Annotated in this window: 20 protein-coding genes; 15 read left to right on the plus strand and 5 right to left on the minus strand. The window is 64.6% G+C overall.

The genetic code is table 11. The features are described from left to right. The first annotated feature begins 61 nt into the window (after positions 1-61). From AC4PRM_RS14805 to AC4PRM_RS14815, 3 genes are all read left to right on the plus strand, one after another. Positions 62-643 carry a response regulator transcription factor gene (locus AC4PRM_RS14805; protein WP_373257647.1) on the plus strand — a complete coding sequence of 194 codons (582 nt, stop codon included), beginning with the start codon at positions 62-64 and terminating at the stop codon, positions 641-643. A gap of 188 nt (positions 644-831) precedes the next feature. Continuing rightward, positions 832-4,311 carry a DNA polymerase III subunit alpha gene (gene dnaE, locus AC4PRM_RS14810; RefSeq protein WP_373257691.1) on the plus strand — a complete coding sequence of 1,160 codons (3,480 nt, stop codon included), beginning with the start codon at positions 832-834 and terminating at the stop codon, positions 4,309-4,311. Further along, positions 4,311-4,661 (plus strand): GFA family protein, encoded by a 351-nt coding sequence (locus AC4PRM_RS14815; RefSeq protein ID WP_373257645.1) that lies wholly within the window; start codon positions 4,311-4,313, stop codon positions 4,659-4,661. The genes dnaE and AC4PRM_RS14815 overlap by 1 nt, the downstream gene beginning before the upstream one ends. A gap of 3 nt (positions 4,662-4,664) precedes the next feature. Here AC4PRM_RS14815 and AC4PRM_RS14820 read toward each other — a convergent pair whose 3' ends face one another. The 3 genes from AC4PRM_RS14820 to AC4PRM_RS14830 are packed head-to-tail and all read right to left on the minus strand — an operon-like array spanning position 4,665 to position 7,814. Further along, on the minus strand, positions 4,665-5,465 hold the full coding sequence (locus AC4PRM_RS14820; protein ID WP_487922241.1) for a TrmH family RNA methyltransferase: 801 nt from the start codon (positions 5,463-5,465) through the stop codon (positions 4,665-4,667). Further along, on the minus strand, positions 5,462-6,370 hold the full coding sequence (locus AC4PRM_RS14825) for an RsmD family RNA methyltransferase (protein WP_492040439.1): 909 nt from the start codon (positions 6,368-6,370) through the stop codon (positions 5,462-5,464). Before AC4PRM_RS14825 ends, AC4PRM_RS14820 begins: the two co-directional genes overlap by 4 nt. Beyond that, complete coding sequence (locus AC4PRM_RS14830; RefSeq protein ID WP_492040440.1) at positions 6,342-7,814, minus strand: glycosyltransferase family 2 protein; 1,473 nt, start codon at positions 7,812-7,814, stop codon at positions 6,342-6,344. The genes AC4PRM_RS14825 and AC4PRM_RS14830 overlap by 29 nt, the downstream gene beginning before the upstream one ends. A 139-nt stretch (positions 7,815-7,953) precedes the next feature. Here AC4PRM_RS14830 and AC4PRM_RS14835 point away from each other — a divergent pair, with 139 nt between their 5' ends. The 4 genes from AC4PRM_RS14835 to AC4PRM_RS14850 are packed head-to-tail and all read left to right on the plus strand — an operon-like array spanning position 7,954 to position 11,142. Next, on the plus strand, positions 7,954-8,574 hold the full coding sequence (locus AC4PRM_RS14835; RefSeq protein ID WP_487922405.1) for a TetR/AcrR family transcriptional regulator: 621 nt from the start codon (positions 7,954-7,956) through the stop codon (positions 8,572-8,574). Continuing rightward, positions 8,571-9,371 carry an ABC transporter substrate-binding protein gene (locus tag AC4PRM_RS14840; RefSeq protein WP_492040441.1) on the plus strand — a complete coding sequence of 267 codons (801 nt, stop codon included), beginning with the start codon at positions 8,571-8,573 and terminating at the stop codon, positions 9,369-9,371. Before AC4PRM_RS14835 ends, AC4PRM_RS14840 begins: the two co-directional genes overlap by 4 nt. Then, positions 9,368-10,348, plus strand: coding sequence for a FecCD family ABC transporter permease (locus tag AC4PRM_RS14845; protein WP_492040442.1), 981 nt, complete (start codon positions 9,368-9,370; stop codon positions 10,346-10,348). Before AC4PRM_RS14840 ends, AC4PRM_RS14845 begins: the two co-directional genes overlap by 4 nt. Continuing rightward, a complete protein-coding gene (locus tag AC4PRM_RS14850) occupies positions 10,345-11,142 on the plus strand; it encodes an ABC transporter ATP-binding protein (RefSeq protein ID WP_492040443.1) in 798 nt (265 codons plus the stop codon). The genes AC4PRM_RS14845 and AC4PRM_RS14850 overlap by 4 nt, the downstream gene beginning before the upstream one ends. Here the strand turns inward: AC4PRM_RS14850 and AC4PRM_RS14855 are convergent. Beyond that, positions 11,091-13,178: a lytic transglycosylase domain-containing protein gene (locus tag AC4PRM_RS14855; protein ID WP_492040444.1), complete on the minus strand. Its 2,088-nt coding sequence runs from the start codon at positions 13,176-13,178 to the stop codon at positions 11,091-11,093. The two genes, AC4PRM_RS14850 and AC4PRM_RS14855, sit on opposite strands and share 52 nt — an antisense overlap. Positions 13,179-13,286: 108 nt before the next feature. On the opposite strand from AC4PRM_RS14855, the gene dapA reads away from it, so the two are divergent. Beyond that, positions 13,287-14,171, plus strand: coding sequence for a 4-hydroxy-tetrahydrodipicolinate synthase (dapA, locus tag AC4PRM_RS14860; protein ID WP_373257636.1), 885 nt, complete (start codon positions 13,287-13,289; stop codon positions 14,169-14,171). Further along, the gene (smpB, locus tag AC4PRM_RS14865; RefSeq protein WP_492040445.1) at positions 14,171-14,641 is read left to right on the plus strand and encodes an SsrA-binding protein SmpB; all 471 of its coding nucleotides are present in this window, start codon (positions 14,171-14,173) and stop codon (positions 14,639-14,641) included. The genes dapA and smpB overlap by 1 nt, the downstream gene beginning before the upstream one ends. Here the strand turns inward: smpB and AC4PRM_RS14870 are convergent. Next, complete coding sequence (locus tag AC4PRM_RS14870; RefSeq protein WP_492040446.1) at positions 14,638-15,279, minus strand: uracil-DNA glycosylase; 642 nt, start codon at positions 15,277-15,279, stop codon at positions 14,638-14,640. The two genes, smpB and AC4PRM_RS14870, sit on opposite strands and share 4 nt — an antisense overlap. Before the next feature lie 71 nt (positions 15,280-15,350). Between AC4PRM_RS14870 and folK the strand changes: the two genes are divergently transcribed. From folK to acpS, 6 genes are all read left to right on the plus strand, one after another. Then, the gene (folK, locus tag AC4PRM_RS14875) at positions 15,351-15,863 is read left to right on the plus strand and encodes a 2-amino-4-hydroxy-6-hydroxymethyldihydropteridine diphosphokinase (protein ID WP_492040447.1); all 513 of its coding nucleotides are present in this window, start codon (positions 15,351-15,353) and stop codon (positions 15,861-15,863) included. An 85-nt stretch (positions 15,864-15,948) separates the two neighbouring features. Then, positions 15,949-16,308, plus strand: coding sequence for a DNA-directed RNA polymerase subunit omega (gene rpoZ, locus AC4PRM_RS14880; protein WP_373257632.1), 360 nt, complete (start codon positions 15,949-15,951; stop codon positions 16,306-16,308). 98 nt (positions 16,309-16,406) lie between these two features. Further along, entirely contained in the window at positions 16,407-18,593 is a 2,187-nt protein-coding gene (locus AC4PRM_RS14885; RefSeq protein ID WP_492040448.1) for a RelA/SpoT family protein, read from the plus strand. Between the two features lie 37 nt (positions 18,594-18,630). Further along, entirely contained in the window at positions 18,631-19,215 is a 585-nt protein-coding gene (pyrE, locus tag AC4PRM_RS14890; RefSeq protein WP_492040449.1) for an orotate phosphoribosyltransferase, read from the plus strand. After that, positions 19,212-19,973, plus strand: a complete 762-nt coding sequence (locus AC4PRM_RS14895) for a pyridoxine 5'-phosphate synthase (RefSeq protein WP_492040450.1) — start codon at positions 19,212-19,214, stop codon at positions 19,971-19,973. Before pyrE ends, AC4PRM_RS14895 begins: the two co-directional genes overlap by 4 nt. Further along, positions 19,970-20,371, plus strand: coding sequence for a holo-ACP synthase (gene acpS / locus AC4PRM_RS14900; protein ID WP_492040451.1), 402 nt, complete (start codon positions 19,970-19,972; stop codon positions 20,369-20,371). The genes AC4PRM_RS14895 and acpS overlap by 4 nt, the downstream gene beginning before the upstream one ends. Positions 20,372-20,392: the final 21 nt, after the last annotated feature.

The following is a 20,392-nucleotide window of genomic DNA, read 5'->3' on the forward strand; positions in this document are numbered from 1 at the left end:
CTCTGCTACAGACCCGTCCCATCGACATCGCTCCCTTTCGCAGGCTCTAGGGCCTGGCCTCATGAACAGGGAAATTCTGATCATCGATGATGATCCATCGATCTTGCAGACTCATATGCTTGCGCTGCGGGTAAGTGGATACGACCCGGTCGGTTTCACCGATCCGCTCGATGCCTTGATGTGGGCTTCCGACGCCGAGCCGACCTGTATCGTCGTCGATCTCAAAATCCCGGGTGTAGAGGGCCTCGATCTGGTCGCAGCCTTCTGTGCCCTTGGTCGGCATGCCGTCATACTGATCAGCGCATTCGTGGACGTGACGACGACGGTCGATGCGATGCGCCTGGGCGTCGATAACGTCCTTCAAAAACCTTCGGATCCGGAGCGACTGATCGCTGCGGTGGAACGTGCACTTCTGGCTCTTGCCAAAACCCCGTCGCAAGATTTTCTGACCTTCACTCGGCGCGAGCGGCAGGTGGCTGATCTGATTGTCGCGGGACGCACGACAAAGCAGATCGCTCAGTCCCTTTCCCTGAGCCCCCGTACCGTGGAATTCTTTCGGGGTAGCCTGCTTCGCAAGACTCAATCGCCCAATACGGCTGCCCTGGCATCCGCTCTAACGCGCCTAGGGTTTATCCCTGACTGACTTGACGAGAACAAAGCCGCAACATAGAACATACAGGCAACATTCAATCTGGGGACAAGATCATGGCGCGTTGGACGAGAGATATGCTGTCGCTTGCGTCGTGCGGCGGCTTCGTCTGGATGACTTGGCAGGCCGCCTATCTGATTCAGTGAGTCGGTAAGATGGGCCTGTTCAAGGAGAGCCAGGCCATCGCCACTGCATCTGCCCAGTTCGTCCATCTTCGGGTCCGTTCCGCTTATTCGCTGCTGGAAGGCGCGATCAAGGCAGGCAAGGTCTCAACCCTGGCGGCGGACGCGGGCATGCCGGCCGTCGGTGTCACCGACCGGGCCAATCTGTTCGGAGCGCTGGAGTTCAGCGAAGGGGCCAAGGCCGCAGGCGTTCAGCCGATCCTGGGATGCGCCCTGCCGGTGACCGGCATAGGCGGGCAGATCAATCAGCGTTGGGCCAAGGTGCCGACCGTTGTTCTTCTGGTTCAGAACGAGGCCGGTTGGCTGAACCTGTCGGCCCTGTCGTCCTCAGCGTTTCTGGATGCCGGTGCGACCGACGAGCCCAGCGTGCCGTGGGACAAGGTGGTCGCCCATTCCGAGGGTCTGTTGCTGCTGTCGGGCGGGCCAGACGGGCCGGTCGATCCCCTTTTCGTCCAGGGCAAGGCCGCCGAAGGTCAGGCGGCCCTGGCGGCCATGCAGGCGGGGTTCGGCGACCGCTTCTATGTCGAGCTTCAGCGCCACGGCCTGGCCAGCGAGCAACAGGCCGAGCGTGGTTTGGTCGACTGGGCCTATGCCCATGACGCGCCGCTGGTCGCCACCAATGACGTCCACTATGCCAAGGCGGCGCAGGCCAAGTCGCACGATGCCCTGCTGTGTATCGCTGACGGTGCCTTCGTCGGGCAGGACGACCGTCGCAAGATCACGGCGGAGCACTGGTTCAAGCCGGCGGCAGCCATGCGCGAGCTCTTCGCCGACCTGCCCGAGGCCTGCGACACCACGATCGACATTGCCCGGCGCTGCGCTTTCCTGGCCCCCACGCGCGCGCCCATCTTGCCACGTTTCGATGCCGGGGCAGGGCGGTCCGAGCCAGACGAACTGATGCATCAAGCCCGCGAGGGGCTGAAAGAGCGGCTGAAACAGGTCGTGCCCGCCGCGCCCGAGGCCGACTACTGGACCCGTCTCGAATGGGAGGTCGGGATCATCCAGCAAATGGGCTTCCCCGGCTATTTCCTGATCGTGTCGGACTTCATCAAATGGGCCAAGACGCACGGGATCCCGGTGGGGCCGGGGCGGGGATCGGGGGCCGGGTCGCTGGTCGCCTGGGCCCTGACCATCACGGATCTGGATCCCTTACGGTTCGGCCTGCTGTTCGAGCGGTTCCTGAATCCCGAGCGGGTCTCCATGCCCGACTTCGACATCGACTTCTGTCAGGAGCGGCGCGAGGAGGTCATCGACTACGTTCAGGACCGCTATGGCTCCGACCGGGTCGCCCAAATCATCACCTTCGGCACACTTCAGGCACGCGCCGTGCTGCGGGACGTCGGCCGCGTGTTGCAGATGCCGCTGGGTCAGGTGGACCGCCTGGCCAAGATGGTGCCGGCCAACCCCGCCAACCCCGTGACCCTGGCCCAGGCTATCGAGATCGAGCCCCGCCTGCGCGAGGCGCGCGATAATGAGGCGTCGGTGGCGACCCTGCTGTCGACCGCGCTGGAGTTGGAAGGGCTGTACCGCAACGCCTCGACCCATGCCGCCGGTATCGTGATCGGCGATCGGCCTCTGGTCGAACTGGCCCCCCTGTACCAAGACCCGCGGTCCACCATTCCGGCCAGCCAGTTCAACATGAAATGGGTCGAGGCGGCCGGTCTGGTCAAGTTCGACTTCCTGGGTCTGAAGACCCTGACGGTGCTGGATCGTGCGCGTCAGTATCTGGAGCGTCGCGGGGCCGCGCCCGACTGGAACGCCCTGCCACTGGACGATCCGGCGACCTATGAACTGATGGCCTCGGGGCAGACAGTCGGCGTGTTCCAGCTGGAATCCCAGGGCATGCGCGACACCCTGCGCAAGATGCGCTGTGGCTCTATCGAAGAGGTCACGGCGCTGATCTCGCTGTATCGCCCCGGCCCGATGGAGATGATCGACACCTATATCGACCGGAAGTTCGGCCGGCAGGAGGTCGACTATCTGCATCCCAGCCTGACCGAGGTTCTGACCGAGACCTATGGCGTCATCATCTACCAGGAGCAGGTGATGAAGATCGCCCAGATCCTGGCGGGCTATTCGCTGGGGGAGGCTGACCTTCTGCGCCGGGCCATGGGCAAGAAGAAGAAGGAGGAGATGGACTTTCAGCGCGCCCGCTTCGTCAAGGGCGCGTCCGAAAAGGGAGTCTCGGAAACTCAGTCGGGATACATCTTCGACCTGGTTGCCAAGTTCGCAGGCTATGGTTTCAACAAGTCACACGCCGCCGCCTATGCCTTGATCAGCTTCCAGACCGGCTGGCTGAAGGCGACGCATCCGGTCGAATTCATGGCCGCGTCCATGTCGCTCGATCTCAGCAATACCGACAAACTGGCTGTATTTTATCAGGATTGTCGCCGGTTCGAAGTACCGGTCAAATCACCGGATGTGAACCGCTCCTCCGCAGATTTCGATGTGGCTTGGGACGAGCAGGCGGATGGCACCAAGGTCGGTTCGGTCCTTTACGCGCTGGGGGCCATCCGCAATGTTGGCCTTGAGGCCATGAAGCACCTGGTTCAGGTGCGCGAAACCGGCGGGCGCTTCACCGACATCTTCGATTTCTTGGAGCGGGTCGATCCGAAGTTCGTGAACAAGCGGGCGATGGAAAACCTCGCACGAGCCGGGGCCTTCGACAGCTTCCACACCAACCGCCGCCAGCTGGTCGAACAGGCCGACACCCTGATGGCCTATTGCCAGAGTGTGGCGGCGGAACGGGCCTCGTCACAGGTGTCGCTGTTCGGCGGCGATCAGGCGGGCGCAGCGCGGCCACGGCTGAAGCCGGTCGAGCCCTGGATGGGACCGGAGCGGCTGGATCAGGAACTGTCCGCCGTCGGTTTCTACCTGTCCGGCCACCCGCTGGAGGACATGGCGGCAGCGCTGAAACGCAAGCGTGTGACCTTTGTCGCCGAGGCCACGGCCCTGGCCGAAAGTGGGCACGAAGCCTTCATGATGGCGGGTGTCGTACGCCGTCGTCAGGAGCGGGCCAGCGCCAAGTCGGGCGAAAAGTTCGCCTTCGTCACCTTCTCGGACCCGACCGGTGAGTTCGAATGCCTGTTCCCGCCGGAACAGCTGCGCAAGTGCCGCGAAATCCTGGAGGTCGGGGCGTCGATCATGGTTCGGGTCCGGGCCAAGAGCGCGGATGGCGAGGTCCGGTTTTTCGGCGACGACGCCAGCCGTCTGGACACCCTGATCGATGACGGGGCCATGGGGCTGCGTATTCACGTCTCGACCCAGACGATTGAGGCTGTCGAGGCCTTGAAGAGCCGTCTCGACCGAGCCAAGGCCAATGGCAAGGGCGGGGAAGTGTCCCTGATCGCCGCCGTTGATACGCCGTCGTCCGGACGACGCGAGATCGAGATGAAGCTGCCTGGGCGCTATCGCCTGGACGGAGCCTTACGCGGGGCTTTGAAATCGGCACCCGGCGTGGTGCTGTTGGAGGATGCGTGATGACGACACATCAGGGTTCGTGCCAGTGCGGGTCGGTGGCCTATGAAGTCGAGACCGAACTTGACGGTGTGTTCGAGTGCAACTGCTCGCACTGTTATCGCAAGGGGCTGGCTCTGGTTTTCGTCTCGCCGGACGCCTTTCGCCAGACGGCTGGCGAAGGCGCGTTGAGCGAGCACACCTTCAACACCCACAAGATCACTCACCTGTTCTGCAAGACCTGCGGCGTTCAGGCCTTTGCAAGCGGCGTGGCCCCGAACGGCGAGCCGATGGTGGCCGTCAATGTGCGGACGCTGATCGATGTCCAACCATGGAGCTGGACCGCCCAGCGTGTGGACGGGCGCAGTTTCTGACGCTCAAGCATCGTCGGTCACCGCATAGACCATGATGCCGGTCGCGACGGCAAGGTTCAGGCTGTCAGCACGGCCTCGCATCGGAATCTTGACGTTGACGTCGCAGGCTGCGGCCAAGGCGTCGGTCAGTCCGGCCTGCTCGTTGCCCATCAGGATGAGGGCCGGATGCCGAAGTGAGGCTTCGCGGTAGCCATGAGTAGCGTCCAGCCGAGTGCCGATCACGCTGCCCGGCCAGGTGTCACGCCAAGCCAGGAACTCTGCGGGCGTGGCGCGGGCTATGGCGACGGCGAAGACCGAGCCCATGGTGGCGCGCACGGCCTCCACAGAATAGGGATCGACACAGTCTCCGATCAGGATGACGCCGCCACATCCGGCAGAGTCGGCCGTGCGAATGATGGTGCCCAGATTGCCGGGGTCGCGTACCTGCTCCAACGCCACCCAGGCCGGTGCCGATGTGGGCTGAATGGCCGACAGGGGGGTGTAGACCTGATCGAAGACGCCCAGCACCGTCTGCGGGTTGTCACGGCGGCTAATCTTTTCCAGGATAGGATGGGTGACCACGACGACCTCGCCACCCGCCTCGCGAGTCGCGCCTTTGGCACGGTCCAAGATGGGATGTTCGCGCGCCTCCATGCCGACCAGGAGCAGACGGGGAATGCGACCTTGATCCAGCGCCTCGCCGATGAATTTCAGTCCCTCAGCCAGGAAGTGGCCTGTAGTCTCGCGCTCCTTGCGCATATGCAAGGCGCGCACTGCCTTGACCGTGTCGTTGGTCAGGGAGGTGATCAGCCGGTCGTCGCTCATGCCGACCATCGCGCGAAGAAGCTAAGGCCGATGGCTCGTCCATCCGGACCATCTTCGGCTAGGGCCAGTTCGCCCCAGTCGATGGTGCCGCCGCGATCAGCAGTCGCCTCCGCCATCATATGTGACAGCGAAACGCCGGAAATCCGCGCCGCATAGGCGTTGAGCAGCAGGAACGAGGCGTCATCCGACAACAGGGCCGCACAATCCTTCAACAAACCTGGCAAGTCTTCGAACAGTCGCCAGACCTCGCCCGTCGGCCCACGACCATACTTAGGCGGGTCCAGGATGATCCCATCGTACTTGACCCCGCGCCGGACTTCGCGGGCCGCATATTTGCGAGCGTCCTCGACGATCCAGCGGATCGGCCGATCGGCCAGGTCGGAGAGTTCGGCATTCTCGCGCGCCCAGGCTACGGATTTCTTGGAGGCATCCACGTGGGTGACCTCGGCTCCCGCCGCTGCGCAAGCCAGGCTGGCTACGCCCGTATAGCCGAACAGATTGAGGATGCGGGGGACGGGCCGTCCTGGTTCTGAGGCCAAAGTCTTGATCCGGCCGTCTAGCCATTCCCAGTTGGCAGCCTGCTCCGGGAAGAAGGCCAAGTGCCGGAACGGCGTGAAGCGACTGGTAAAACGCACATCACGCCAGGCCAGAGGAAACGTGTCGATGAGCTTTCCCGCGAAGCGCCAACGCCCGGACTCATCCTCGTCGGTTGGATCGAACACGGCGTCGGCCTGATCGAACGCGACACTATCGCGTGCGGACCAGAAGCACTGAGGTTCGGGCCGAACGACGGTATAGCGACCATATCGCTCCAGTTTTCGCCCTCCGCCACTGTCCAGCAGCGCATAATCGGCCCAGGCGCGGGTGACGAGTGTTTCAGGCAGTGGGTTCAGACGCGGCGACATGTGACGCTGATAGGCGGACAGGCAAGGGCACGTCCAGTCTGACATCCACTGAAGAGTGCTGATCTTGATATTGGACCGGCTGGTCTGGCGCGTGCGGGGTCTTGTCCCAAGCAAAGGGTTCGCGGATCAGACGCCAGGCGGCGTGGACAAATGCCAAACTGAGCAAAGACCAGTAAAATGGTGCCGCCAGCATATCCTTGACTTCATACGCGACGCCTGCCCGTCTGGTACCGATTGCACAGCTCAACCAGGCAGAGGCTGTGCCGACACTTAGGACGCAGATCGCAAGAGCAGGCGTTTGAGGCGACAGGCCAGCGATGCTGTAGACGCCCGCCGTCGTGACGAACCACGCCAGAGACGGACCATATAGCGCGGCGGACATCAAACCCGCTCCCAGCGTCGCAGCCAGGGCAAATCCACCACGAAGACCCAGTTGCAGGGGGTGCCGCGTATGGGTTCCCCAAGTTTGCATATATCCCTTCAGCCACCGCGTCCGCTGCGGAAGCCAGCAGGCGAGTCCGCCAGGAGGCGTTTCCCATGTTGGTCGCGTGATGACGCCCAGCCGCCAGCCATGACGCCACAGTCGGAACCCGAGGTCTGCGTCTTCGGTGACGTTGAAGGCATCCCACCCTCCGACTTTTCTCAGAACATCGACCCGAAAATGATTGCTGGTACCTCCCAACGGAAACGGCAGACCCAGCTTGGCCATGCCCGGCAGAGCGGTTTCAAACAATGAGGCATATTCAGCCGCAAACTGCCTATCAAGAAAGGGCGTTGGTTGGGCGCTGGCGTAGTTGCGTCGGATGCGTAAAGGCGCTTGCAGGCACGCGAGCCGACCCGATGTATCGGATGCGAACCTTGAAGCCGCTTCCTTCAACTGCTGAGGATCGGGATCATCTTCGGCGTCGTAAACGGTCAATATCTCCCCGGTCGCAATCGGCAAGGCGCAGTTCAGAGCTCTTGGCTTTGTGCGTGGTGTCCCAGCGGGGGCGATGAAGATATCCAGCCAAGGGGGCCGTGGTGTGCAAAGTGCCGCCTGGATCGTGGTGTGGTCATGCGCTTCCAGCACCAGAAGGCCCTGTAGGCGATTGGCAGGGTAGTCGATCTTGCTCAATCTCTCGATCAGTTGCCCGACAACTTTCGCCTCGTCGTGAAGTGCCGCCACGATAGAGTATCTGGGCCAGACCTCCGGGGCGTCGGCCTCCGGTGGCGATCTCATGCTCACGATGATCAGAGCCAGTCGCCACATCGCATTGGCAAGGAATGTTACTGCTGCAGTAATAAGGACGATGCTTCCAACCTGAACCGATGCGTAGATCAGCCCGATCACTATCGCAGCAATCAGGACTGCAAACGCCAGTAGCTGGCCGATTGTTGGCCAGCGCGTTGATGCGCTGTCCTCGGGTGCAAGCCCATGCACAGCGCTGACGCATCGCTCTTCCACGTGCTGACCCCCGTCCGCTCCAGCTGAAACGGGTAACGCGTCGGCTTAACAACGACAAGTGGTGTTCAGCTGCCAGGCGATTGGCAAGGGGCGGCGATTGCCGCTATTCACATGGACGTTCCGGAGTTTCCGATTGACCGTGTCTGCAAGCCAAACTCGATCCCAGCGCAAGCCGAAAGGCGAAGGTCACGCTCGCCGGGCTGAAATTCTGGCGGCAGCCGAACGGATATTCGTCGATCACGGCTACGAAGGAGCTACGATCAGGAAGATCGCAGACGAGGTCGGCCTTTCGTCCACGGCGCTCTACATGCACTTCTCCGAGAAGAGCCAAATCCTTCACGAAATCTGCGAGCGGGCTTTTGAGCAACTGCTGATCATGAATCGCGCTGTCCTTGCCGATGCAGGGACGCCGGAGGAGCGGATGCGACGGCTGATGCAGTCTTACGTGCAGTTCGGGTTTGAGAATCCGAACGCCTATCGACTGGTCTATATGACGCGTCCGCAGGAGGCACAGGAGGCGCAGAGTGCGGCGCAGAGCCTGGGGGGCGAGTTGTTCGGGGCCTTTGTCTGCGTAGTGGAAGAGGCGGCTGCGCAGGGCCGTTTGCGCGGAGAACCTCGGGCGACGGCCCAGGCCCTGTGGGCGGGCGCGCACGGTGTGGTGTCACTGATCATCACCAAGCCGTATTTCGACTGGGTCGAGAAGGACCTCTTGGTCGACACCCTGCTGGACGCACTATTCGTCGGTTTGCTCAAGCCGTGAGAGGGGCATTCGGGGGGGCGGCACTGGCGGCCGGTTTTGTGATTTCGACCTCGGCAGAAGCCGCACCACTCCGGGTCATGTCGCTGGATCAGTGTGGGGATCAATACGTTCTGGCGCTGTCGCCCGATGCCACGCTTGCCTTGTCGCCGCGTGCGGACGATCCCGATTCATGGATGAAGGCGCAGGCCGCAGGTCGACGCCGCATCAGGCCCACCCTGGAGGCCGCGATCGCCTTTCGCCCCGATGTCGTCGTGCGTTACTGGGGCGGCGAGCCGCGACTCCTTGCGGCGTTGGAGCGTCGAGGCATCACGGTGCTGACCATCGACGATGCCACGACGATGCAAGGCGTCCAGGACAACATCACCAGGGTGGCTGACGGCCTGGGCCAGCGTCAGCGTGGATCACGTCTGTCAGCATCGATGCAAGGGCGACTGGCGAATGCCTCGCCACGCAGGAGCGACGGCAATTCGTCGGCGCTGTATCTGACTCCTGGCGGCTTCACGGCCGGCACAGGGACCTTGATCGACGCCGTTCTGAAGGCGGCAGGGTTTTCCAACCTGGCGACTTCACCCGGCTTTGCTCCAGTGAGTGTCGAGCGGGTGGCGCTCTCGCCACCCAGACGATTCGTCCTGGGCTTCTTCGATCTGTTTCGCTCAGACTGGCGCGGGCCGGGGCGCCATCCCGTCATGCAACGTGCGGCTGATGGACGGGTAGCAGCCAAACTCCCTGCGGCGGTTCTGACCTGTCCGGCCTGGTTCGCTGCAGACGCCGCCGTGATGGTAAGCCAAGGGCAATGAATCGTCTGCTCTGGGGTCTGGTCCTGCTGATCATAGCCGCCACCGTTTCCGGCATTGGCATGGGCGAAAGTGTGCTCGGCGCAGAGCAATGGCGTGCGGCGTTCACAGATCCGGCGTCGGGACCGGCCGAGGTGTTGTGGCAGGTCAGGGCCCCGCGCGTCATGACGGCCATGATGGTGGGTGCAGCCCTCGGTCTGGCCGGGGCGGTGATGCAGGGACTTTTACGCAATCCGCTGGCCGATCCAGGCGTTTTGGGCGTGTCCGCTATGGCGGCACTGGGGGCGGCCCTGGCCATAGTTGCGGGGGTAGCCGCCTTTCCGGGAGCAGTCGAGACGGCGGCCCTGGTGGGGGCGGGACTTGCGGGCGGGCTGCTGATTCTGTTTTCGGCGAGGGTCAGGTCGCCAGAGGCCCTGATCCTGTTCGGGGTGGCCCTGTCCAGTTTCGCGGGCGCGGCGACGGCGCTGATCTTCAATCTGTCGCCTTCGCCGATAGCCACCGCCGAGGTCATGAGTTGGTTGCTGGGGTCGGTTCAGAACCGAAGCTGGATCGATGTGGCCTGGATAACGCCGGCGATCATGTTGTCCGGCGTGCTGGCAGCGATCGCGGCACCCGGCCTGCGGATGCTTAGCCTGGGTGAGGAGACGGCGCGGACGTCTGGCCTGCCGATGGCGCGGTTGAGGTTGATGGCCCTGCTGGCAGCGGCATTGGCGACTGGGGCGGCGGTGGCGGTGGCAGGTGTGATCGGCTTCGTGGGACTGGCCGCGCCGCATCTGGTGCGGACGCTGGTGAAGGGTGATCCGGGGCGGGTGCTGTTCCCATCGGCGTTGGCGGGCGGGTTGATGCTGGTGGTCGCGGATTTGCTGGCACGGATGACGCCGACCGATCAGGAGCTGAAGCTGGGTGTGTTCACGGCACTGGTCGGCGCGCCACTGTTCGCCCTGATCGCCTGGCGGGCCGCGCGGGAGTGGCGGCTGTGACGGCTCTGGTTCTGGAGCAGGCGACGGCCCGGCTGGGCAAGTTGACCGTGCTGGAAGCGGTGTCGCTGACAGTCCGTGAAGGCGAGCTTGTGGCGCTGGTCGGCCCGAACGGCGCGGGCAAGTCGAGCGTTATCCGTGCGTTGGCAGGACTTCTACCGCTTGTCGATGGGACAGCTTCCACGATGGGGCAGCCGGTAAAGGCGCTGAGCCCGAGCGCGCGTGCCGAGCGCGTCGCCTATCTGCCGCAGGAGAGGCGCGTGGCGTGGAACATGCCAGCGGTAGAGGTGGCGGCGCTGGGCGCGCCGTTCCTGTCGGCGACCAAGGCGTTGACCCGCGCACATGAGGCGCTGAAAGCCGTCGAGGCCGATCAACTGGCGGATCGCGGTGTGGCCGAGATGTCTGGCGGCGAGAGGGCACGCGTTCTACTGGCCCGTGCGCTGGTCGCACAAAGCGATGCCCTGCTGGTCGATGAGCCGATTGCCGGGCTGGACCCGGACGCCCAGTTGATGGTGCTGGATCTGTTACGCGTCCGTGCCAAGGCCGGGCAGGCGGTGCTGGTCAGCCTGCATGACCTGGGGCTGGCCGCCCGATACGCAGTCCGCGTCATTGTCATGCATCAGGGCAAGGTCGTCGCCGACGATGATCCGACGCAGGCTTTGACGCCGCAGATCCTGTCCGAAGTCTTCGGCCTGACAGCCCGCTGGATCGACGGGCCGGATGGACCGCTTCTAAGCCAGAGTCGCTACTCCGAGGGCTCGCCAGCGGGCGTGTACTGTTCGCCGGGGCCGACATAGCTGTAGGGCTGGGCCGAGCCGCGCGGCGTGCCTCGACGCAGGTCCTGCGACAGGGTCAGCGGGGCCGAGCCGCCGTTGAGGCGAGCCTTGTAGACCGACATGTTTTCCATGACCCGCATCATGTAGTTGCGCGTCTCGGTGAAGGGCGCACATTCGATGAAGTCGACCGGATCGACCTGACCGGCCCGCGGATCACCGCACCGTGCCGTCCACTGTGGCACGCGGCCCGGACCGGCATTGTAGCCGACGGTCGTCAGCAGCATGGAGCCGTTGAAGTTGTTGGTCAGGTCCGCCAGGTGGAAGCTGCCCAGCGTCATGTTGAAGTCGGGATCGTACAGCCGCTCGTCGCTGTAGGGCAGGCCAAGCTGGCGGGCGACGCGGCTCCCGGTCGAAGGAAGGAACTGCATCATACCGCGCGCATCGGCCCCGGAGCGCGCACGGGGATCGAAGCTGGACTCCTGGCGCGTGATGGCCAGGGTGAACTCCAGCGGTGCGGCCCCGGCGACGGGCGGCGGCAGGCGAACCGGGTACTGACGCTCGGGCATCAGGAAGCCACGCTGGCTGGCGGCACGGCCGATCATCATGGCCGTAAAGCCTTCGCCATAGTTGCGCGACATATCCATCAGCAGGGCCATGTCGCCAGCCGTCGGCAGGACGTCGTCCAACTGGTAGGCGAAGACGCGGAACAGGCTGGTCTCGCCCGTCTCGCCCAGAATGCGCATGGCGCGGACCATCTCATTGGCTTCGAACGATGCGATCTCGGCCTGGCTGGGGGCTGGGTCGCCGGGCAGGGTGAGGGTGGTCTGACCGGCCTTCTCGGCTGCGAGTTGGCCATAGAAAGTCTGGATGTGCCGCGAGCCCGCCTGGTAATACTCCACCGCCATCGGAGTGTTGCCGTTCGCCTCTGCTGCGCGACCAAGCCAGTAGAGAGCACGGCCCTGGGTAATCGGTGTCGAGGAGGCCTGGCGCAGAACCTCGAAATGGGCAGCGGCGCGTGACGGATCATTCAGCTTGGTCAGGGCGACCCAGCCGGCGAAGAACTCCGCATCGACCTTGCGCTCTCCGGAGGGGAAGGCGTGGCCGTTCATGGCGTCATAGGCCGCCTGCCAGTTGCGGACCTGAAGGGCATCCAGGAAATAGTTGCGGCGCTCGCTCCACAGGGTGTTCTGACCCTCGGTATGCGAGGGGGCGGGGGGCAGGGCGGACAGAAGGGCAAAGCCCTCTGACTGACGATTCTGCGAGCGCAGGATGCGTACCCGCTCCAGCGCAACGTTCGGGTCGCGTGCCTGGGAGGCGCTTAGCGAGGCCACCATCGCGTCGGGGCTGTAAGCCGTGCGCAGGGCCAGGACGGCGTTGGCGACCGACTGGCGCTCAGGCGAGGCCAGCGCCATCATCGCCCGCGTTGCCGGGCCGTGCGGACCGGACAGAAGCATGGTCAGGCGGGCATCGTGGTCGCCCTGGTTCAGCCATCCACTCCAGCGGCCCAGGATGCGGCTCTGGCTGGCGTCATCGAACGAACGGGTGCGCCACCAGTCGGTGATCAGGGCGCGGGCCTCGTCGCGGCGGCCGGTCTGCTCATAGGCTCCGGCCAGAGCGATGGCCCCTTGCACTGTGGACGGCGGAGTCTGGGCGAACAGACGCAGGGTCGCCTCGGCATTGGCATAGCCACCGTCCAGGGCCCGCTCGGTCGCGGCGCGGCGACTGTCGCTGCGGGGCCAGCCGGCGAAGGTCGAATCGGCGACGGCCAGATCGCTGAACCCCATCTGTGAGGCCGAGGTGTCCAGCAGCGCCCATTCGATCAGCTTGCGACCCGCTGGATCGCGCATGTTGGCGGCGGCGTTGCGGGCACCCGCGATGTCGCGTGCGCGGGCGGCCGCCAGACCTTGACGGAAAAGCGCCGTGTCCTGATCGTCCAGCACACGCGGTTGATTGCTGACGTTCGGGGCCACCGACGTGTAGGGAACCGCCTGTGGCAGCAGGGTTTCAGGAGCGGGGCCGAGTAGGGCCAGCGCAGCTGCCAGGGAGGTCATCATCATGCCGTGTCTTATCCTCATGCGTCGTGGTTGCGGTCAGGCGACCGGCAACCTACCCTTTGCGCCCGCTGTCGGCGTGTGCCGTCACTTCCTCGCAGGACCATCGTTTCAATGACCGCCCCTTTGTTCAAGGGCGTGATCACCGCCCTGATCACACCTCTTCGTGACGGAAACGTGGACGAAGCCGCCTTCGCCACCCTGATCGAACGCCAGATCGCCGCCGGCGTCGACGGCGTCGTGCCCATGGGCACGACCGGAGAGGGGGCCAGCATGGACCTGGATGAGCACAAGCATGTGATCGACCTGTGCGTGCGACTGGTCGCCGGGCGGGTGCGGGTGATCGCGGGCACGGGCTCGCCCTATACCAAGGAAGCCATCGACCTGGCCCGCCATGCCAAGACGGTCGGGGCAGACGGCGCGCTTATCGTGACACCCTATTACATTCGCCCGTCGCAGGCGGGGCTGGCGGCACACTTCGAAGCGATCGCCGATGCGGTCCAGCTACCGATCCTGCTCTACAATGTGCCCGGTCGCACCGGGATAGATCTGGCCAATGAGACGGTGGCTCGGCTGGCGAAACACCCGAACATCGTCGGCATCAAGGACGCCACCGGCGACATGAGCCGGGTCAGCTGGATGCATGCCAACATCGACGGTCAGTTCGACCTGATCTCCGGTGATGACCCCAGCTACCTGGGCTATCTGGCCTATGGCGGGGTCGGGCTGATCTCGGTCGCCTCCAATGTCGCACCCGAAGCCATGGTGGCCCTGCACAAGGCGGCGGTGTCGGGCGATGCGGCCAAGGCGCGCGACTGGCAAGATCGTCTGATCGGTCTGCACAAGGCGCTGTTCCTCGACAACTCGCCGTCACCGACGAAATACGCCCTGGCGAAGCTAGGCCTGTGTACCGAAGAGGTCCGCCTACCGCTGTCGCTGACGGCGGATGCGGTCAAGCCCGCCATCGACCGCGCCATGGCGGATGCAGGCGTCGGCTGATGGCGGCTGAAAAACCCAAGACCAAGGTGCTGGCGGAGAACCGGCGGGCCAAGTTCGATTACTTCCTGGAGGATTTCGTCGAGGCCGGGATCCAGTTGCTGGGCACCGAGATCAAGGCCCTGCGCGACGGACGGGCCAATATCGCCGAAAGCTATGTCTCGCCCGAGGGCCGGGACCTGGTGCTGATCAATGCCGACATCCCGCCCTATAAACAGGCCAACCGCTTCAACCACGAACCGCGCCGCCCGCGCCGCCTGCTGCTGCACCGCAAACAGATCGACCGCATGATCGGTGCCGTCCAGCGCGACGGCCAGACCATCATCCCGGTGCGGCTGTATCTGAACGAGGCCGGCAAGGCCAAGATCGAGATCGCCATGGCCAAGGGCAAGAAGCTGCACGACAAGCGTCAGGCGACAGCAGATCGTGACTGGGCACGGGACAAGGCGCGTCTGATGAAGGAGCGGGGTTAAGCGTCGATCGCCGCCTTCGCCCGCTCGAAAATTTCCTCGAACATTCCCGCCGTCAGCCGTCCCGTGTTCGTGTTCAGGCGCGAGCAGTGGTAGCTGTTGATCAGGGTGTAGCCTGCGACCTGGCCCTCGACGCCGTGGCCCGGTGGGATGGCGGTGCCGGGCAGGCCAAGGGTCTTCAGGATGCTGCGGCGCGAGACGTCGCCTAGGGTGACGATGACCTTCAGCCGGGGCAGTTCGGCCAGGCGGGCCTTCAGGAACGGACGGCAGGTCGCCTCCTCGACCGGCAGGGGCTTGTTCAGCGGCGGGGCGCAGCGGACGGCATTGGTGATCATGCAATCGACCAGTTCCAGGTCGTCATTCCCGTCCGGATCGTAATGGCCGCGCGCGAAGCCGGTCTTCTTCAGCGTCTCGTACAGGATGATCCCCGCGCCATCGCCTGTGAAGGGGCGGCCCGTGCGGTTGGCCCCGGTCCTGCCGGGGGCAAGCCCCGCGATAAGCAACCTCGCATTCGGGTCGCCGAACGACGGTGCCGGACCGTTCCACCAATCGGGATGCGCGGCCTGATTCTCGGCCCTGTAGGTGACCAGACGGGGGCATAGCGGGCAGTCTCGGGGCGGTTCGGGCGGGAAGGGGCTCATCGGTCGCTGATACACCGAGCCCGCACGGCGTCACACTCCCGCAATGTCTGCGATTGGAGTAGGGTGTGTGGATGGAACGCTATCATGGCCCTCTGGCTGAAGCAGTGATCGTGGCTCTGGGCTGCAACGACTGCGGCGTCTGGCGCGACTGCCGCGAGGCGCTGGAGGCGGCGCTAGCGCGGTTCCGGGCCGAGGGGATCGATGTGCTGGCTCGGTCGTCCTGGTGGTCGTCGCTGGCCTGGCCGGATCCGACCGATCCACCTTTCCTGAACGGCGTCGTTATTGTGCGCAGCGACCACGACCCGCACGCCTTGATGCAGGCGCTGGGACGGATAGAGGAAGCCTTTGGCCGCCAGCGCCACCAGCAGAATGCGCCACGAACCCTCGATCTGGATCTGATCGCCCACGGTCGGCTGAGTGGCGACCTGGAAGGCCTGATCCTGCCGCATCCGCGGGCGGCGGAAAGGCGCTTCGTCATGGGGCCGCTGGCCGAGATTGCGCCGGATTGGGTGCATCCGCACGGGGGCAGGGCGGTCGATCTGGCGCAGGCCGCGACCGTCGGTCGGGACGCCCGAGCCGCCTGACGCCGTATTGCTGCCCATGTGGCGTTGCACAATCAGGCTCAACACTCTATTTTGTGCGGTTCTGATTGCCGCCCGAGGATTTTGAATGGCCCGCGTAACCGTCGAAGACTGCATCGAAAAGGTGCCGAACCGTTTCGGTCTGGTCCTGCTGGCCGGTCACCGCGCCCGCAACATTGCCAATGGTGCGCCGTTGATGCTGGACCGCGACAATGACAAGAACCCTGTCGTCGCCCTGCGTGAAATCGCCGAGGACAAGGTCGTTCCGGACGACATGACCGAGACCATCATTGTCACCCTGCAACGTGTCGACGAGCGCACCGAAGCCGAGGACGAGGCCGAAATCGTCGGTCTGCTGGCCGAGCCGCAGCACATGAACATGGCCGAGGCCGAACTGATCCGTGCGCTGCAAAGCGACCGCGACGGTGGCCAGGAGGAACGCTACTGACGGCGGAACCCGCCAACGGTATCACCATCCTGCCGGCGCGGCAGTCCGCCCCGCCGCTGCAAGCTGCCAATCTGAACGACCCGGACGGCACCCGCCCGGTGAAGGAAGCATCCGAGCCCAAGGCCCGGGTGCTTCGTCAATTCGAGTTGGTGGAGGCGGTTCGTGCCTATGATCCCACCGCTGACGAACAGCTGCTGAACCGCGCCTATGTCTATGCGATGAAGATGCATGGGTCGCAGTTGCGGGCCAGCGGCGATCCCTACTTCGCCCATCCCATCCAGGTCGCAGGCATACTGACGGACTACCGGCTGGACACCGCCACCATCGTGACGGCCCTGCTACACGATGTGGTCGAGGACACCTCGGCCACGCGCGACGACATCGCGGCGATGTTCGGCGAGGAGATCGCCGTTCTGGTTGAGGGCGTGACCAAGCTGTCGCGTCTTGAGCTTCAGGCCGAGCACACGCGCCAGGCCGAGAACCTGCGCAAATTCATCCTGGCCATCTCCAAGGACGTCCGCGTCCTGCTGGTCAAGCTGGCGGATCGTCTGCACAACATGCGGACGCTCAAATATGTCAAGCCGGAGAAGCGCGAGCGGATCAGCCGCGAGACGCTTGAAGTCTATGCGCCGCTGGGCCGGTCGATCGGCATCCATTCGATCGCGTCCGAGCTGGAAGAACTGGCGTTCGAGCATCTGAACCCGACGGCCCGCACGGCCATCGAACGGCGTCTAGAAGCGCTAAAGCTGGAGCATGGCCGCGCCATTGAGGGCGTGTCGCGCGAGGTCGAGCGGGTGCTGCAGGAGGGTGGGGTCAAGGCCAAGGTCTATGGCCGCCAGAAGACGCCCTATTCGATCTGGCGCAAGTTGCAGCGCAAGTCGGTGGGTTTTTCTTCCCTGTCCGACATTTATGGCTTCCGGGTGATCGTGGAGGCCGAGGACGACTGTTACCGCGCCCTGGGGATCATCCACCGCGCCTGGCCGATGGTCCCGGAGCGGTTTAAGGATTTCATCTCGACGCCCAAGTCCAACAACTATCGCAGTCTGCATACGACGGTCGTGGGTCCGTCAGGCCTGCGGATCGAGATGCAACTGAGGACCGAGGCCATGGACCGCGTGGCCGAGGACGGGGTGGCCGCGCACTGGGCCTACAAGAACAAGTCCTATGGGTTCGACAAGGAGGCCATGGAGGCGGACGGCGGGCGCGACCCGCTGCAGAACCTGCGGCATCTGGTGCAGGTCATCGAGCACGGCGAGGGCGGCGAGGACTGGGTCGAACATGCCAAGCTGGAGATGTATCTCGAGCAGGTCTTCGTCTTCACGCCCAAAGGCTCGCTGATCACCCTGCCGCGCGGCGGGATGGCGCTGGATTTCGCCTATGCCGTCCACACCGAGGTCGGCGACACGGCGGTAGGCGTCAAGATCAACGGCGAGCTGAAGCCCATGCGGACGCAGCTCCAGAACGGGGATGTGGTGGAGATCGTGCGCGGAGCCAAGCGGGAAATCCCCGTCGACTGGCGCTCGCTGACGGTCACGGGGCGGGCGCGATCCGCCATCCGCCGCCACATCCGCACCTCGGAGCGGGGCGAGTTCCAGAAACTGGGCCGAACGACCTTCGAACAGACCCTGTCACGCGCGGGCAAGACGGCGGCGGAGGTCTCGCTGGCCCCCGTGCGCGAGACATTGGGTTTTGCCAATGACGACGACCTGTTCGAGGCGATCGGTCGTGGGCGACTGTCGGCGGCCAAGGTCGGTGAGACCCTGTTCCCCGCACTGAAGGGGCGGCTGAAGGCCGGGCCGGATCGCAAGCGGATCGCCGACGATCAGGCACGGCTGTTCGTGCGTGGCGGTGGACTGACGCCGGGCGTCAGCATCCATTTCGGCCATTGCTGTTCGCCGGTGCCGGGCGACCGCATCGTCGGGATCCTGGAGCCGGAGGCCGGGCTGACGGTCCACACCATCGATTGCCAGAAGCTGGCGGACTTTGCTGACGACGATTCGGTCTGGCAGGACCTGCAATGGACGCCTCAGGCGGAGCAGGGGGCTGTGGCATCGGCGCGCATCCGCGCCACTATCCAGAACGCACCCGGCGTCCTGGGCCAGGTCGCCACCCTGATCGGCGAAGCCGGCGGAAACATCCTGAACCTGGTCATGAGCCACCGCCAGCAGGATTTCTTCGACGTCGACATCGACGTGGAGGTCGAGGACGCCAAACACGCCACCCTTCTGATGGCCGCGCTGCGCGCCAATCCGGCGGTCGACACGGTGGAGCGCGCGCGGGGATAGGCTTGGACGGCGCGGCAACGCTCGCTATGACGATGCCATGAACACTGAAGATGTCCTGAACGAATTCCGCGAAGCCGGTGCCCTGCGCGAAGGGCATTTTGTCCTGTCGTCGGGTCTGCACAGCCCAGTCTTTTTGCAGAAGAACCTGGTTTTCATGGAAACGGCCCGCTGCGAGCGGCTTTGCAAGGCGCTGGCCGACAAGATCGTGGCCACAGTCGGCGCGGTCGATGTTGCCATCTCTCCGGCCGTAGGCGGTATTATCCCCGGCTATGAGACGGCGCGTCACCTGCAGGTGCGCTCGCTCTACGTTGAACGCGAAGGCGGACAGTTCAAGCTGCGTCGCGGCTTTGCAGTCGAACCGGGCGAGAAGGTGGTGATGGTCGAGGATATCGTCACCACGGGGCTGTCTTCGCGCGAGTGTATTGCGGCCATCCAGGCGGCGGGGGGCGAGGTCGTCGCGGCGGCCTGTATCGTCGATAGATCCGGTGGCCGAGCCGATGTCGGGGTGCCGCTGGTGGCACTGGCGACGCTGGACGTGCCCGCCTATGCGCCGGATGCCCTGCCGCCAGAACTTGCAGCCTTGCCCATTGAGGATCCGGGTAGTCGGCGGTTGAACCAATGAGCCATCCCCTGCGGCTGGGCGTCAATATCGACCATGTGGCCACGGTGCGGAATGCGCGCGGCGGTCTGAATCCCGATCCGGTCCGGGCGGCGCATGAAGCTTTGGACGCCGGTGCCGACGGCATTACGGCACACCTTCGTGAGGATCGTCGCCATATCTCGGATGCCGATATCGACGGCCTGTCGGCCCTGCTGCGAGAACAGGCGCGGCCCCTGAACCTGGAAATGGCCGTCACGCAGGAGATGCTGGCCATCGCCCTGCATCATCGACCTCACGCCGTCTGTCTGGTGCCGGAAAAGCGTGAAGAACGGACAACCGAGGGTGGGTTGGACGTCGTCGGCGGACACAACTGGATCACCCCGTTCGTCGGGCAGCTGAATGAGGCGGGTTGCAGGGTGTCGCTGTTCATCGGGGCCGACCCCGAGCAGATCCACGCGGCCCAGCGAACGGGGGCCGCCGTCGTCGAGTTGCATACCGGGGCCTTCTGCGACGCCGTGCGCGAGGGTCGGGTCGAGGAGGCACAGGCCGAGCTGGAGGCTTTGCAGCATGGAGCAACCCTGGCCGTTCAGCTGGGGCTGGAGGTGCATGCCGGGCACGGGATCGACTACGAAACTGTCACCAAGGTCGCGGTCATCCCCGAGATCGCCGAGTTGAACATCGGCCACTTCCTGATCGGAGAGGCGATTTTCGTCGGCCTGGGCCCGGCTATCGGTAGGATGCGAGCCCTGATGGATGCCGCACGCGAGCCCGCCGCATGATCATCGGGGTCGGCGCGGACCTGTCGGACATTCGTCGCATCCAGGCTTCGCTGGATCGGTTCGGCGACAGGTTCAAGCAGCGCTGCTTCACCGAACACGAACGCACCCGATCCGATCGCAAGCCAGACCCCGCGTGGAGCTATGCCAAACGGTTCGCGGCCAAGGAGGCCTGCGCCAAGGCGCTGGGGACCGGCATGCGGGCGGATGTCTATTGGCGGGATATGGGGGTGGTGAACCTGCGCTCGGGCCAGCCGACGCTGGCCCTGACCGGACAGGCCGCCGAGCACCTGCATCGCTTGATGCCCCCCGGGCATGAGCCACGTATTCACCTGACGCTGAGCGACGAACACCCCTATGCACTCGCCTTCGTGGTGATCGAAGCCTTGCCCGTGGCGTAATCAGCCTATACCGACCGTTCG

This window comes from Brevundimonas sp. DW-iso22 (assembly GCF_058725425.1).

Bases quoted from the DNA above. Each gene is read 5' to 3' on its own strand.
- AC4PRM_RS14805 (WP_373257647.1), top strand. From the start codon at position 62: ATGAACAGGGAAATTCTGATCATCGATGATGATCCATCGATCTTGCAG.
- dapA (WP_373257636.1), top strand. From the start codon at position 13,287: ATGACCGCCCCTTTGTTCAAGGGCGTGATCACCGCCCTGATCACACCT.
- AC4PRM_RS14845 (WP_492040442.1), top strand. From the start codon at position 9,368: ATGAATCGTCTGCTCTGGGGTCTGGTCCTGCTGATCATAGCCGCCACC.
- AC4PRM_RS14825 (WP_492040439.1), bottom strand. From the start codon at position 6,370: ATGTCGCCGCGTCTGAACCCACTGCCTGAAACACTCGTCACCCGCGCC.
- pyrE (WP_492040449.1), top strand. From the start codon at position 18,631: ATGAACACTGAAGATGTCCTGAACGAATTCCGCGAAGCCGGTGCCCTG.
- AC4PRM_RS14895 (WP_492040450.1), top strand. From the start codon at position 19,212: ATGAGCCATCCCCTGCGGCTGGGCGTCAATATCGACCATGTGGCCACG.
- AC4PRM_RS14855 (WP_492040444.1), bottom strand. From the start codon at position 13,178: ATGATGATGACCTCCCTGGCAGCTGCGCTGGCCCTACTCGGCCCCGCT.
- AC4PRM_RS14870 (WP_492040446.1), bottom strand. From the start codon at position 15,279: ATGAGCCCCTTCCCGCCCGAACCGCCCCGAGACTGCCCGCTATGCCCC.
- acpS (WP_492040451.1), top strand. From the start codon at position 19,970: ATGATCATCGGGGTCGGCGCGGACCTGTCGGACATTCGTCGCATCCAG.
- folK (WP_492040447.1), top strand. From the start codon at position 15,351: ATGGAACGCTATCATGGCCCTCTGGCTGAAGCAGTGATCGTGGCTCTG.
- rpoZ (WP_373257632.1), top strand. From the start codon at position 15,949: ATGGCCCGCGTAACCGTCGAAGACTGCATCGAAAAGGTGCCGAACCGT.
- AC4PRM_RS14815 (WP_373257645.1), top strand. From the start codon at position 4,311: ATGACGACACATCAGGGTTCGTGCCAGTGCGGGTCGGTGGCCTATGAA.
- AC4PRM_RS14820 (WP_487922241.1), bottom strand. From the start codon at position 5,465: ATGAGCGACGACCGGCTGATCACCTCCCTGACCAACGACACGGTCAAG.
- smpB (WP_492040445.1), top strand. From the start codon at position 14,171: ATGGCGGCTGAAAAACCCAAGACCAAGGTGCTGGCGGAGAACCGGCGG.